This is a genomic window from Pseudomonas sp. HN8-3, assembly GCF_020790195.1.
GTDB lineage: Bacteria > Pseudomonadota > Gammaproteobacteria > Pseudomonadales > Pseudomonadaceae > Aquipseudomonas > Aquipseudomonas synxantha_A.
The window spans coordinates 1,154,497-1,167,859 of record NZ_CP086206.1 but is presented as its reverse complement, the minus strand read 5'-3'; the positions used below and the strand labels follow the sequence as shown (position 1 = coordinate 1,167,859).

Below are 13,363 nucleotides of genomic sequence, written 5' to 3'. Positions count from 1 at the left end.
GGGAGCAAGCCCCCTCCCACATTTGGTTTGTGGTGGTCTTAGAAGTTGGCCTCCAGCGACACCATCGCCGTGCGCTCTTCACCCACGTTGTAATACGCCGTACTCGCCCCCAACCCGTTGACCGGCGCCGAGTTGAACGCCACGGTACGCGCCGAACTCAAGTATTCCTTGTCGAAGACGTTGAGCATCGATAGGCGCAGGGTCGCCGACTTGATGACCCTCTTGTCCACCGGCAAGTAAATACCGGCATTGAGGTCAAACACCGTACGGCCTTCGATCTTCTCCTTGTTGGTCAAATCACCATAGAAGCTGCCGACATACTTGCCCGCGACGTTGCCGTAAAACCGCGAGTCGTCGTACCCGAGCACCAGGTTGAACATGTTTTCCGGCACGTTGGCCAGTTGCTTGCCCGACGTTGGCAGCAGCACATTCTTACTGAGCAGGTCGTCCTTCTGCTCGGACTGGGTGTAGGTGTACGACGCGTAGTAGTTGAAGTTGTGCGGCAACAAGCCACTCCACTCCAGCTCCAGGCCCTTGTTATCGACGCTGCCGACGTTAAGCACCATGTAGTCACCGCTGGCGTCGGTGGTCGACACCTGGCGATCCTTGAAACTGATATAGAACAAGGTCGCACTCAGCGCCATGTCGTCTTCGGTGTAGCGCCAGCCCAGTTCCTGGTTCCAGCTCAATTCGGACTTGAGGCTGACGGAGTCGCCCTTGTTGTACAGCACGTAGTTGGGAGGCGTGCGCATATTGCGAGTGACGTTGTAGAACGCCTGGTTGCTTTCATCGACCTGGTACTTGGCGCTGAAGTTGGGCAGGAACTGATGGTAACGGGTGTTACGTTTTTCCGCTTTGTCGTAGAGGCTGCCGAGATTGTTGCCGTCGCGCTCGACGTATTGGTAGGCCAGGCCCGCGACAAAACTCAGGTCCGGCGTGGCTTGCCAGTTGTCCTGTACCCAGAGTTTCTGCGCCGGGGTAACGGTGTAATAGTGGCGGCCTTGTACAGTGGCGCCATTCTTGTCGACCACCTGCCCGCCGCTGTTGTAATCGCCCCACACATCATCGGGTGCGCCCTCGCCGTTGATCCCGATAAATGGCTGGGTCTGGCGCTGGCGTGCGCGTTCATACCAGTAGCCGTAGTCCAGACTGTGCGCTTCGTTGATGTCCCACTTCATTTTGGCCGTGACGCCCGGGCGCCAGGTCTCGGTCCATGAAGGGCGATAATAGTTGGCCGATTGCAGGTTACTCAGGTCGTAGTTGCCGGCCTTGTCAGACTTTGGCCCCAGGTTGGAGGCGGTCTGGCCGCTGAAGCTGCCGCCGTTGGACCAGTAGTAGTACGGCGTGACTGTCAGCGACAGGTTGTCTTGCAATTGCCAGCGCTGGGTCAGCGTGGCGTTTACGCTTTCGAAGGGGTTGCGGTTGAGCTTGTAGGACGCAGACAACAGACCTGCCTTGTACACCGGGCTTTCGGCGTAGTCCTTGCGCCGCCCCTGCGTGTCAAACTGTGATTTGCTCAGGCTGTTGTAGTTGTAGTTTTCCTGTTTGTTGTACTTGACCGTGGCCAGTGTGGAATTGCCGTTGTCATCTTCGAACAAGCTGCTCCACTCGATCTTGTCGCTGCGCAGAGTGCCCTTGCCGCGCCACTTGTCGCCTTCCAGGTGCGACGCCGAGACCCAGGTTTTCAGGCCGCCAAAATCGCCGGTATTAGCCCGCACAAACGTCTTGCGCAGGGCGTTGGCACCTACGATCTGCTTGGCGAATACCCCGGCATCCTTGGTCGGCCGGACAGTGATCATGCCGATGTTGCCGCCGCTGGAGCCAATGTGCGGGCCGTCTGCCTCGGAAGAGCCTTGGGTGGCGAACACTTCGGCGAGGTTTTCCGGGTCACCCAGCTGGTTGGAATACACGCTGTAGTTGCCCGAGTCGTTGATCGGCACGCCGTCGACCGAAACCCCGACCTGGTCCGAACTCATGCCGCGCATGGTGAAGGTGGTGCCGCTGGTGCCGCTGGCGTCATCACTGGAAACGTTGATGCCCGGGGTGTACTTGAGCTTGTCGATGGCGTTGGCGGTGCCCGACATTTCATCCATGGCTTCTTTGGTGACCGTGGAACGCGCCTTGGCACTTTCTTCGCGGATCATATGGCCGTTGCCCAGGGTCTGCTTGCCGGTAACGTTCACCGACCCCACATCCTGTGTGTCATCGGCCAGAACCAGCGGCGCAAAGCCGCCCAGGCCCGATGCCATAAGCAGGGCATAAAGAGTGTTGTAGTTCACGTGTAGATCCCTTACTGACATTGTTGTGTTGTATGGGGCAGAGGTGCTCTTCCTGACCACTTGTTCAGGAACCCAGGGATGATCCACGGCACGTGTAACCGTTTGGTGACAGGTTTTGGCGATTGCGATGAAGGTTTGGTGAAGCGCGCCTAGCGCAACACGATCATGCGCCCCAGCAGCGAGTGTTGTTCAAAGCCGAGCACCGCTTGCAGCGCATTCAACACCGCCTGCGGATCCTTGCTTGGAAAGCTGCCGCTGACGCGCCTGGCGCCCATCTCATCGTTAAGCAACACGATGCGGCCCGGGTAATAACGGCTCAGGTCCTTGACCACATCCGCCAGCGGCGCCTTGTAGTAATTGAGCCAGCCGTCACGCCAGGCCAGGCGGGACTGGCTGTCGACAGCGTGCAGGGTGTCGGCTACGCCGTCGGCATAGGCCACTTGCTGACCTGCAGCCAGTACCTGTTGCAGGCCCTGTTTGGATGGCGTCACGCCAACCCGTCCGGATAACACCGTGACCTCTGCCCCGGCAGGTTGCAGGCGCACTTCAAACTGGGTGCCCAGCACCCGCGCTTCACCACCGCCTGCCTCCACCACGAAAGGCTGGCCCGTGTGGGTCACACTGAAAAATCCCGCACCGCGACGCAGTTGGATATGCCGCTCGCCATGGCTGAAATCCACGGCAATCGCGCTGTCGGCATCGAGGGTGACCTGGGATTGATCTGCCAGGGTAAAGGTCTTCACCTCCCCCGCCGCCGTCACGTAATCGGCACCTAACTCATCAACCCAGCGCGACGGCTGCCAACCGGCGCCCATCGCCACCATCAACAGCAGGCTTGCGGCCATCGCCAGGGCGCCGGACCAACGCACCCCACGTGAATGCTTGGAGGTGTTGATCTTATTGAGGTAGCCCTGCAAGGCCAGCGCATCCTCATCAGCCAGCTGGCGTGCCGGCACTTCGCTCAACTCCCACAGCACCTGGGCCTGGGCGTAGGCCTCGACATGCGCGGGATCAGCGCGCAGCCAGCGGCTGAAAGTAGCCTGGTCGCCGCTGCTGGGCTGGTCATGCAACAGGCTCAGCCAGGCCAGCGCGGCCTGTTCCTGGGCGGGTGTGGGCGTAACGTTCACGGTGCTTTCCCTGGCGTGCGTGGAGGCGGCGGTTCGCGAAGGCTGGCCTTGCAGGCTTCGAGGGCGCGCATCATATGTTTTTCCACGGCGCTTTGGGACAGCCCCATGGCCTTGGCGATCTCCGCGTATTTGCGACCGTGGATGCGGTTGAGCAGGAAAATCTGCCGGGTGCGCTCGGGCAAGCTGCGCAAGGCGGCTTCGACATGGCGCAGATCATTGCCGGCCTCCAGCGCCGCCTGGGGTTCGCACCGCTGGTTATCTTGTTGCTCCGGCAACCAGCCTTCATTGCTGCGCACTCGGGCGCCTTCAGTGCGCAAATGGTCAATGGCGATATTGCCCGCGCAGCGCAGCAAGTAGGTACTGAGCTCTTCGACCTGCACCAGGGGGCGGCGCCAGAAACGCAGGAACAAATCCTGCACCAGGTCGGCCGCGGTGGCGCGGCAACCGACGCGGCGGCTGACCAGTGCCTCCATCTGCGAGCGCTGGGACAAAAATACCTGCAGGAAATGCGCACGCCCACCGGCCGCATCTGTGTGCGGGCTGTCCTGGGGTTCCGGCGGTGGACTGATCATCATGGCAGGCTCAGGACAGGGCGAATGCCGTAACAGGGCTGGCCAGCAGGCTCAGGCCCGCCAGGATCAAGGCCAGCCTTGGGCGATAAGGCAGCAGCAACACCAGCAGCAAGGCGCTGAGCATCAACACCGCGCACCACTGCACCAGGCCCTGGCTCCAACCGGCGGCAAGCACCGCGGGCCAGATCGCGACAATCAGCAGCAACCAACCGCCCACGCGCAGCCCCAGGCGCCGAGTGGGCGTGGGTTTGCTGTGCAGCAGCTCGCCGTGGTGACGGTCTGTGGACAGGCATAGCGCAGTAAACCCGGCGTAGCACATCAGCAGCGCGAGCAGCATCAGCTGGCCTCCTGCTTGAGCGTCAGGCCACGTGCACGTTCGGCCTTGAGTTGCGGCGCGGTGCGATGGTGCATCTTCCAGGCCGCCCAGGCGAGAAACGCACCACTGGCCAGGCAGGTCAGATCGAAGCCGGCCATCGCCCAGTCGCCATTGACCAGAGAAACGCCCAAATGCTGCGAGGTGGTGCTGGCGTTAAGCAGTGGGACCGCCGCAAACAGCAACGCGCCGAAGCTCAGTTGCTCGACCCAACCCTGGCGACCGCGACGCAACATGGCGTGCAGCAGGCTCAGGCCCCAGGCGGTAAAGAAGGCTTGTACTTCCCAGTCGGAACGCTCGGCGAAACTCACCGGCAACAGTCGGTTGGCCCAGAAAAACGCAGCGATGGCGATCATCAGCCCGGACATGCTGGCAATGTTCAACACTTCCACCAACCGCAGTTCAAACGGCATCACCGAAGCTTTGGCATGCTTGAGCTGGCGCTTGCCGAGCCAGATCACCAGCCCCGTGCCAATCATCGCGGTGCCCGCCAGGCCGCAGATAAAGTACAACCAACGCAACACGGGACCGGCAAAATGGCCCATGTGCAAACCATAGAAACTGCCACCAATCACCGCAGGCAAAGACGGCTCGCCACTGGCCCGCAACAGCTCGCCAGTGGTGCCGTTGAACGACAGGGTATTGCCAAAGGCGTGCACCACGCTGTCGGAGCCGGCGCGGAACACATTCACCGAGGCGTTGACATCGCCAGGGTTATTGACCGCCAGCCGCCCCACATGGCCGCCCGCCCACTGCTCGCGCGCCTGCTGGTACATCGGCAGTAACGGCAGCAACTGACCGGGCTGGCCGAGGGCCGGCGCATTGTTGGTAGCGGGGAACAACTCATCGAAGAACGCCCGGCTGTCGTCGCCATAGGACGCCATGATGGGCGCGGGCATGACCATGTTCATGAAAATCACCAGGCTGCTGTAGGTGATCATCAGGTGAAACGGCAGCACCAGCACGCCCACCGCGTTGTGCCCGTCGAGCCAGGAGCGCTGACCTTTGCGCGGACGGAAAGTGAAGAAGTCCTTGAAGATTTTCTTGTGGGTGATGATGCCGGTGATCAGCGCGACCAACATCACCATGGCGGCGATGGTCGACAGCCAGCGGCCCCACGGGTAAGGCATTTGCAGCTGGAAGTGGAACCGATAGAAGAACTCGCCGCCCTTGCTGTCGCGGGCCTGGACGGGTTGGCCGCTGACCGGGTCGAGGGTTTTCTGGATGAAGGTGCCGCGCTTGCCGGGCTCGACCTTGTCTTGCCACATCACGGACAGGCCGGGATCACGATGGGTAGGCAAGGTAATGAACCAGCGTGCGGCCGTGGGCGCCTGTTGTTGCAGGTAATTCTGGGCTACGGCAAGGCTACGCCCGTCGTCCAGGGGATGGGCCTGCACTTCGGGCTGCATCCAGTGGGTAATTTCGTCTTTGAAATAGGCCAGGGTGCCGGTCAGGAAAATCGCAAACAGCAGCCAGCCGAAGATCAATCCGGCCCAGGTATGCAGCCAGGCCATGGCCTGGCGAAAGCCCTCTTTCATGTGCGCGCCACCCAGAAACCAACGCCGGCCAACGTGGCGAACAGCGCACTTGGCACCATCACCCCGGCCCAGGCGCGCCAGGCCGTGCGGCAAGCAAAACACCAGAGCACCGCCAGCAGGTAGAACACAAACGAACTCATCATGCCGGTGACCACCGCATCGGCGCGGGAAGTGGGCAACCAGAGCGCCAGGCAGATGGCGGCCAGGGAGGCCATCAAGTAACCACCGATCACAGCCGCCAGCACGCGCGAGGTGACGGCGAGGCGATAGGAAATGGGCAATGCGGTTTTGCTTTTCATGCGGCAGGCGCCAAGTTCATCAACGCGCAATATTAATGATAAATATTCTCATAAGCAAAAGAGAACGGATGATTCGCCTGCCCTGGCCGATTGCCGAAGCTCGTTACCCGCCCTACAATGCGAACAATTCTTGTTCTCTAAAGCGTGTCAATGCTTGTGGAGTGATCGCGTTGCAGCCGTCCAACACCGTCGAAGTTTTGTATAACGACCATCACCACTGGCTCACCGGCTGGTTGCGACGCAAGCTCGGCTGCCCGGAAAACGCGGCCGACTTGGCCCAGGACACCTTTATTCGCGTGCTCAGCGCACGGGGTACCCCGACACTGATCGAGCCCCGCGCCTTCCTCACCACCGTGGCCAAGCGCGTGCTGTGCAACTTCTATCGCCGCCAGGACCTGGAGCGCGCCTACCTCGATGCCTTGGCGCAAATGCCCGAGCAGGTGGCGCCATCGGAAGAAGACCGCGCAATCATTCTGCAAACCCTGCTGGAGCTGGACCAACTGCTCGACGGCCTGCCCAGGCTGGTTAAACGTGCGTTCCTGCTGGCCCAGCTCGACGGCCTGACCTACGCGCAAATCAGCGCAGAACTGGGTATTTCCATCGCCACGGTCAAACGCCACCTGACCAAAGCCGCCATGCGCTGCTACTTCGCCCTATGAACGTGTCCAGCCAAGTCGCCGAACAAGCCGTGCACTGGCTGCTGGAAATGCAGCAAGGCGCGCTCAACCCTCGCCAGCAAGCGGCCTGGCAACAATGGCTGAACGCCCACAGCGAGCACCAGCGTGCGTGGGAGCAGATTCAGCAGGTCAATCAGCGCTTGCGCGGGATGCCCTCGCCCCTGGCGCACGCTGCGTTGAATGCACCGCGCTCCAGCAGCCGACGCCAGGCGCTGAAGTTGCTGTTGATCCTGGGCGCTGGCTCGGCAGCGGCCTGGAGCCTGCGTCAGCAACATATTCTGCCGCCGCTGAGCGCCGACTATCGCAGCCCGGTTGGCCAGCGCCGTACGGTGCAATTGGCCGACGGCAGCCAGTTGCAGCTCAACACCGGCAGCGCGGTGGATGTACATTTCGACGGTCGGCAGCGCCTGGTACGCCTGCTCGAAGGGGAAATCCTGCTCACCTCCCGTGCCGGTGATACGCCGTTGCGCGTGCTGACCGGCCAGGGCCTGCTCAGCAGCCAGGCGGCGCGCCTGAATGTGCGCCAGTTCAACGACCACACCCAATTGGCGGTGCTGGCCGGCCAGGTCGAAGTGATGCCCAACAACTACAGCGGCTTGCCGCTGAGCGTCGATGCCGCACGCCAGGTCAATTTCACCCGCAAAGGCTGGGACACCCCACGCGCCACCGACGCCAACAGCGGCGCCTGGGCCGACGGTATGTTGGTGGCTGCACACATGCGCCTTGAAGACTTCTTGAATGAACTGGGGCGTTATCGTCGCGGCCAGCTCAATTGTGACCCGCAGGTGGCAAACCTTTTGCTGTCCGGCAGCTACCCGCTGGATAACAGCGAACGCATCCTGGACCTGCTGGAAATCAGCCTGCCGGTGAAAGTTCGGCGCTTTACCCGCTATTGGGTGACCGTGCAGGCCCGAGCCTGAATTTATTTTGCATTTGTGTGAGCTGTTTTCCGCACCTGGCGTGACAGAGAAGGAAAGCCACCTTGATCCTTCCTTCTCAGGACCACCTTCATGCCCCAGCAACCGACGCTTCTTGCCCGCACCTTGCGCCAACTCCTACTGGGCGCCAGCCTCAGCCTGACCGTGCTGCCTGCGGTGATGGCCGCCGACGCCAAGGCGTACCACATCGCGCCGACCACCCTGGAAGCGGCCCTGAATCAATTTGGCCGCCAAGCCGGTGTGCTGGTGTCATTCGGTTCCCACGTGACGGCCGGTATGCAAAGCCCTGGCCTGTCGGGCAATTACAGCGCGGCCGAGGGCCTGAGCAAACTGCTGGAGGGCACCGGCCTGCAAGCCCGGGCCGAGGGCGACAACGCCTTCAGCCTGCAACCGGCTGGCGCCCCCGCCACCCTCGAACTGCAAACCTCCAACGTGGTCGGCGACTGGCTCGGTGACGCGACGCAAACCAACGTGTTCGAACACCCCGGCGCCCGTGATGTGATCCGCCGCGAGGAGTTCGAACGCCAAGGTGCAACCCAAGCCCGCGACGTGCTAAACCGCATTCCCGGCGTCAACGCCCCGGAAAACAACGGCACCGGCAGCCATGACATGGCGCTGAACTTCGGCATTCGCGGGCTCAACCCGCGCCTGGCATCGCGCTCCACGGTGCTGATGGATGGCATCCCGGTGCCCTTCGCGCCCTATGGCCAGCCGCAGTTGTCCTTTGCGCCGATCAGCATGGGCAACATGGACGCGGTAGACGTGGTACGTGGCGGCGGTGCGGTGCGTTATGGCCCGCAAAACGTCGGCGGCATCGTCAACTTCGTGACCCGCGCCATCCCGCAGGCGCCCACGGTCAAGGGCGGCTTGCAGACCGAGACCAGCCCGTCTTCCAGCCACGACGGCTTCAAGACCACTGGCAACCTGCTGGCCGGCGGCACTGCTGACAACGGCTTGGGCGGCGCGATCCTGTACTCCGGCACCCGGGGTGGCGACTGGCGCGAAAACAGCAACACGCGCATCGACGACCTGATCCTCAAGGGCAAATACCAACTGGACGACGCCAACAGCTTCAACGCCATGGCGCAGTACTACGAAGGCCAGGCCGACATGCCCGGAGGCTTGAACGTCAAGGATTACAAGGCCGACCCGTATCAGTCCACCCGCCCGTACGACAAATTCTGGGGCCGCCGTACGATGTTCAACGTCGGCTATCGCTACGAGCAGGATCGCCGCGAATTCACGGTCAACAGTTTCTTCACCAAGACCCTGCGCAGCGGTTACCTGGACCAGGGCAGCTTCCTGTCGCTGTCGCCACGCGAATACTGGGTACGCGGCCTGGAAACCCGCTTCGCCCAGGGCTTCGACCTTGGCCCGACCAGCCATGAAGTGGGTGTCGGCTATCGCTATATCAATGAAGCGGGTCACGAGTTGCGCTACCGCACGCCGATTGCCGCGAACCAGCAAATCCCCACCACCAACAGTCGCAACGACCGCGACACCCGTGGCGGCACTGAAGCCAACGCGTTCTTTATCGACGACCGCATTGATATCGGCAAGTGGACCATCACCCCAGGCATCCGCTACGAGATGATCGAGTCCCAGCAGACCAACAACCTGAGTAACGTCAAATACAAGGGCGACTACAACACCGCACTGCCGGCACTGAACGTGCTCTACCACCTCACCGACGACTGGAACCTCTACGCCAACACCGAAGGCTCGTTCGGCAGCGTGCAGTACAGCCAGATGCCCAACCGCGTGAACAGCGGCGAAGTAAAACCGGAAAAAGCCCGCACCTGGGAACTCGGCACGCGATACGACAATGGCAGCCTGCGCGCAGAAATCGGCGCGTTCCTGATCAACTTCGACAACCAGTACGACAGCAACCAGACCAACGACACGGTGATCGCCCGCGGTGAAACCCGTCACCAGGGCATCGAGTCGAGCATCAACTATGCGCTCGACGGCCTGAGCCCGGCGCTGGCGGGTTTCGATGTGTATGCCACTTATGCCTATGTCGACGCGACCATTCGCGAAGACGGCCCGAACAAAGGCAACCGCGTGCCCTTCTCGTCCAAGCACAAAGGCACCCTCGGCGTGGGTTACACCGAAGGCCCGTGGAAGCTGAATGTGGACAGCAGCTACCAGAGCAGCCAATTCGCCGACAATGCCAACACCCAGGCCGAAAGCGCCGACGGTGCCAATGGGCGCATCCCCGGCTACATGCTGTTCAGCAGCCGCGCGGCCTATGACTTCGGCCCGCAATTGTCGGATTTGAATGTGGCGGTGGGGGTGAAGAACATCTTCAACAAGCAGTACTACACCCGCTCGTTTGACGACAACAACAAGGGCAAGTATGTGGGTGAGCCGCGTACGGTGTACGTGCAGACGTCCATTGCGTTCTGACCTGCCTTCAATCTGCAGACCGTAACAAATCCAAATGTGGGAGGGGGCTTGCTCCCGATGGCGGTGTGTCAGTCGGTACATTTGCCACTGATACACCGCCATCGGGAGCAAGCCCCCTCCCACATTGGACCTAACCGACTTCAACTGCCCGCCAGGCAACTGGGCGTGGCCGCCACCAACGCATCGATGGCACACCGCGTCTTGGCCGGCATATGCACCGCCGTCGGCCAGACCACATGGATCGGCGCAGGCTGTTCGCGATAGCTGGGCAGCACCGCTTCCAATTGCCCCCGCAGCGCATAGTGAGCAATCAACCAACTCGGCAACCAGGCCAGGCCCACGCCCGCGATGGCGGCATCGGCTAGCGCCTGGAGGTCGTCCACTATCAGGGGCGAAGCCAGACGCGAGCGATGCGTGGTGTTGCTGCGATACGCAATGCCGCGATGAGCGGCCAGGTCTTCGATACGTTCAATGGCGCCCTTGCGCTGCAGATACGCCGGCGAGGCTGCCAGCCCCATGGCCTGCTGGCCCAGGCGACGGGCACTCAGGCGGTCGGTGTCCGGCAACGGACCGATGCGTACGGCCATGTCGAAGCCTTCTTGCGCCAAATCGATCATGCGGTCGGAGAAGCAAATCTCGATTTCAAGTTCAGGGTAACTCTCCATCAAGCCCCACAAGGCCGGTGCCGCATAGTGGTGCCCGAACGCCAGCGGCACACTGACCCTCAGCCGTCCCCGTGGTTGTTGCCGACCACTTTCGAGCACCGATTCGGCCGCTTCCAGTTCGGCCAATGCGCGCAGGCAATGTTCGTAGTACGCCTGCCCATCCTCGGTCAACCGCTGGCGGCGCGTGGAGCGCTGCAACAGGCACGTGCCCAGCCGCGCCTCCAGACGCGCCAAGCCTTTACCGACGGCCGAGCGTGTAAGGTTCAGGCGCTCGGCGGCGTCGGTCAGGTTGCCGCTCTCGACGATTTGCAAAAACAGCTCAACGCCATCAAAACGCGGGGTAGCCATGCGTCAATTGTCGCCTTTGATTCCCATATCAATGGAAAACTTATCACGAATAACGAATCCGGTTCCCGAGAGAATAGAGCCCTCCCCTATTTGAAAGGAACTCGTCATGCCGTCCGCCGCAGCTGCATCGGCCCTCAACCCGCCGAGCACCGCCAGAAATGCCCTGGCCCTCACCGCCGTTTGCCTGGTGGCCCTCATGTTCGGCCTGGAAATCTCCAGCGTGCCGGTGATCCTGCCGACGCTGGAACAGGAATTGGGTACCGGCTTTCAAGACGCCCAATGGATCATGAATGCCTACACCCTGGCCTGCACCAGCGTGCTGATGGCGGCAGGCACGCTGGCGGATCGTTTCGGTAGGCGGCGCGTGCTGGTGCTGTGTCTGTGGGTGTTCGCCCTGGCCTCGCTGGCGTGTGGCCTGGCCAACGATGCGCCGACACTGATCGTGGCGCGATTCATCCAGGGCATTGGCGCCGGCGCGATGATGATTTGCCAGTTTGCCATCTTGTCCCACCAGTTCCGCGAACCGGCGGCGCGGGCGCGAGCCTTCGCGATATGGGGCGTAATTGCCGGCGTGGGCCTGGGTTTCGGGCCGATGATCGGGGCAGTGATACTGGCCGTGGCGGACTGGCGCTGGGTTTTCCTGGTGCATGTACCACTGACCCTGTTTACCTTGGCGCTGCTGCACATCAGCGTGCAGGAATCCCGTGACCCGGCCAGCCATCGCCTCGACATTGCCGGCATGTTGACCATGACGCTGGCGGTGTTTGCGCTGGTCTACTTCATCACCCAGGGCAGCGAGAACGGCTTCGGCACCCCGGCGATGCTCGGCTGGGCCGGCCTGTCGGTCTTCGGACTGCTGCTGTTTATCTTGATCGAGCGGCGCAGCGCCCATCCGATGTTCGACTTCTCGGTGTTCCGCATCCAACGTTTCAACGGCGCCTTGATGGGCTCAATCGGCATGAACTTCAGCTTCTGGCCGTTCATGATCTACTTGCCACTGTATTTCCAGGCGGGCCTGGGTTACGACACGCTGACCACCGGCGCCGCACTGCTCGCGTATACCTTGCCCACTTTGTTGGTACCGCCATTGGCCGAACGCCTGGCCCTGCGCTTTGGCGCCGAACGCATCATCCCCCTGGGCCTGGGGACGATGGGCGCAGGTTTTTTGGGCATGGCCGCCGTTAACTACGCCGAACAGCCCAGCACAGCACTGGTGCTGCTCAGTTGCGCGATCGCCGGCATTGGGCTGGCGCTGACCAATTCGCCGACCACCAATACCACTACCGGCGCCGTCTCGACTGACCGCGCAGGCATGGCCTCGGGCATCGACTTCAGCGCACGGCTGATCACCCTGGCGCTCAACATCGCATTGATGGGGCTGGTGCTGTTGCTCGGAATCAGCCATCACCTGGCCAATGTATTGCCGACCAGCACGGCGGCGGATTGGGCAACCCTCAGCCAGCATATTGCGGCGGGCAAGCTGAACGCGCCTGGCCTCACAAGCCTGGAGGCACAGACGGCCCTGCGTAGCGGCGCTGGCTGGGCCATGCTGTTTGCGGGCTTGGGCGCTTGCGGACTGGCCGCTCTGAGCCGGTATTTCTTCCAGCGACGGTGTTGAACGAAAACGGGCCTGCATATGCAGGCCCGTTTTCAGTGGGGGTTTAAAAAACGGTCAGCCGTTGATTGCAGCGTTTTCGTTTTCCAGGAATTCCTCTTCAAGCGCGTCTTCATTCACTTTGTTGATTGGCTGGGTTTTCGCGGCAGCGCGGGGCTTGCCTTGCAGTTTGCCAAACAGGTGTTCCAACGCATGGTCCAACTTGGTGGCGGCGCCATCGATCGCTTGTTCCAGCGTATCGGCTTTATGGCACACGGAAACCGGTTGATGGCCCTTTGGCCGTGCTTCCAGGCGGCAACTTAAATCGTGGGGACCGGGCTTGTCGCCGTTCTCATCCCGCAGGTAGACCTCAACGCGGGTCAGGTCTTCTTCGTAACGTTCGAGCGTGCTCTCAATGGTAGTACGTACCCACTCCTCCAGTCGGATGCTGCTTTCAATATGGTTATCGCTATTGACTTGGATTTGCATAGTTCTTCCCTTATTTCAGCTAGCTCGCCAGAGGTCACAAACTGCAACACCAGGG

Annotated in this window: 12 protein-coding genes; 4 read left to right on the top strand and 8 right to left on the bottom strand. The window is 61.6% G+C overall.

What is annotated here, in order from left to right:
- Positions 1-38 precede the first annotated feature (38 nt).
- The 6 genes from LJX92_RS05170 to LJX92_RS05145 form a co-directional block, all read right to left on the bottom strand.
- Entirely contained in the window at positions 39-2,279 is a 2,241-nt protein-coding gene (locus LJX92_RS05170; protein ID WP_228309375.1) for a TonB-dependent receptor, read from the bottom strand.
- Between the two features lie 149 nt (positions 2,280-2,428).
- Positions 2,429-3,406, bottom strand: a complete 978-nt coding sequence (locus LJX92_RS05165) for a FecR family protein (protein ID WP_078820358.1) — start codon at positions 3,404-3,406, stop codon at positions 2,429-2,431.
- On the bottom strand, positions 3,403-3,981 hold the full coding sequence (locus LJX92_RS05160; RefSeq protein WP_032877628.1) for an RNA polymerase sigma factor: 579 nt from the start codon (positions 3,979-3,981) through the stop codon (positions 3,403-3,405). Before LJX92_RS05160 ends, LJX92_RS05165 begins: the two co-directional genes overlap by 4 nt.
- Positions 3,982-3,988: 7 nt before the next feature.
- Positions 3,989-4,315 carry a DUF3325 domain-containing protein gene (locus LJX92_RS05155; RefSeq protein WP_032877629.1) on the bottom strand — a complete coding sequence of 109 codons (327 nt, stop codon included), beginning with the start codon at positions 4,313-4,315 and terminating at the stop codon, positions 3,989-3,991.
- Positions 4,315-5,889 carry a PepSY-associated TM helix domain-containing protein gene (locus LJX92_RS05150; protein WP_216090787.1) on the bottom strand — a complete coding sequence of 525 codons (1,575 nt, stop codon included), beginning with the start codon at positions 5,887-5,889 and terminating at the stop codon, positions 4,315-4,317. The genes LJX92_RS05155 and LJX92_RS05150 overlap by 1 nt, the downstream gene beginning before the upstream one ends.
- Positions 5,886-6,188 carry a DUF3649 domain-containing protein gene (locus LJX92_RS05145; protein WP_032877631.1) on the bottom strand — a complete coding sequence of 101 codons (303 nt, stop codon included), beginning with the start codon at positions 6,186-6,188 and terminating at the stop codon, positions 5,886-5,888. The genes LJX92_RS05150 and LJX92_RS05145 overlap by 4 nt, the downstream gene beginning before the upstream one ends.
- A 170-nt stretch (positions 6,189-6,358) precedes the next feature.
- Here LJX92_RS05145 and LJX92_RS05140 point away from each other — a divergent pair, with 170 nt between their 5' ends.
- From LJX92_RS05140 to fecA, 3 genes are all read left to right on the top strand, one after another.
- Positions 6,359-6,847: a sigma-70 family RNA polymerase sigma factor gene (locus LJX92_RS05140; RefSeq protein WP_228309374.1), complete on the top strand. Its 489-nt coding sequence runs from the start codon at positions 6,359-6,361 to the stop codon at positions 6,845-6,847.
- Positions 6,844-7,785, top strand: a complete 942-nt coding sequence (locus LJX92_RS05135) for a FecR domain-containing protein (RefSeq protein ID WP_103733378.1) — start codon at positions 6,844-6,846, stop codon at positions 7,783-7,785. The genes LJX92_RS05140 and LJX92_RS05135 overlap by 4 nt, the downstream gene beginning before the upstream one ends.
- Before the next feature lie 90 nt (positions 7,786-7,875).
- A complete protein-coding gene (gene fecA / locus LJX92_RS05130; RefSeq protein WP_228309373.1) occupies positions 7,876-10,212 on the top strand; it encodes a TonB-dependent Fe(3+) dicitrate receptor FecA in 2,337 nt (778 codons plus the stop codon).
- Positions 10,213-10,352: 140 nt separating this feature from the next.
- Here the strand turns inward: fecA and LJX92_RS05125 are convergent, their stop codons facing one another.
- Positions 10,353-11,225 (bottom strand): LysR family transcriptional regulator, encoded by an 873-nt coding sequence (locus LJX92_RS05125; protein ID WP_032877634.1) that lies wholly within the window; start codon positions 11,223-11,225, stop codon positions 10,353-10,355.
- A gap of 106 nt (positions 11,226-11,331) precedes the next feature.
- On the opposite strand from LJX92_RS05125, the gene LJX92_RS05120 reads away from it, so the two are divergent.
- A complete protein-coding gene (locus LJX92_RS05120; RefSeq protein ID WP_148853393.1) occupies positions 11,332-12,843 on the top strand; it encodes an MFS transporter in 1,512 nt (503 codons plus the stop codon).
- 54 nt (positions 12,844-12,897) lie between these two features.
- Here LJX92_RS05120 and LJX92_RS05115 read toward each other — a convergent pair whose 3' ends face one another.
- Positions 12,898-13,308, bottom strand: a complete 411-nt coding sequence (locus LJX92_RS05115) for an HPF/RaiA family ribosome-associated protein (RefSeq protein ID WP_032877636.1) — start codon at positions 13,306-13,308, stop codon at positions 12,898-12,900.
- Positions 13,309-13,363: the final 55 nt, after the last annotated feature.

What these genes read in the sequence shown, in the direction of transcription:
- LJX92_RS05160 (WP_032877628.1), bottom strand. Translation starts at nt 3,981, where the DNA reads ATGATGATCAGTCCACCGCCGGAACCCCAGGACAGCCCGCACACAGAT.
- LJX92_RS05155 (WP_032877629.1), bottom strand. Translation starts at nt 4,315, where the DNA reads ATGCTGCTCGCGCTGCTGATGTGCTACGCCGGGTTTACTGCGCTATGC.
- LJX92_RS05150 (WP_216090787.1), bottom strand. Translation starts at nt 5,889, where the DNA reads ATGAAAGAGGGCTTTCGCCAGGCCATGGCCTGGCTGCATACCTGGGCC.
- LJX92_RS05145 (WP_032877631.1), bottom strand. Translation starts at nt 6,188, where the DNA reads ATGAAAAGCAAAACCGCATTGCCCATTTCCTATCGCCTCGCCGTCACC.
- LJX92_RS05135 (WP_103733378.1), top strand. Translation starts at nt 6,844, where the DNA reads ATGAACGTGTCCAGCCAAGTCGCCGAACAAGCCGTGCACTGGCTGCTG.
- fecA (WP_228309373.1), top strand. Translation starts at nt 7,876, where the DNA reads ATGCCCCAGCAACCGACGCTTCTTGCCCGCACCTTGCGCCAACTCCTA.
- LJX92_RS05125 (WP_032877634.1), bottom strand. Translation starts at nt 11,225, where the DNA reads ATGGCTACCCCGCGTTTTGATGGCGTTGAGCTGTTTTTGCAAATCGTC.
- LJX92_RS05120 (WP_148853393.1), top strand. Translation starts at nt 11,332, where the DNA reads ATGCCGTCCGCCGCAGCTGCATCGGCCCTCAACCCGCCGAGCACCGCC.
- LJX92_RS05115 (WP_032877636.1), bottom strand. Translation starts at nt 13,308, where the DNA reads ATGCAAATCCAAGTCAATAGCGATAACCATATTGAAAGCAGCATCCGA.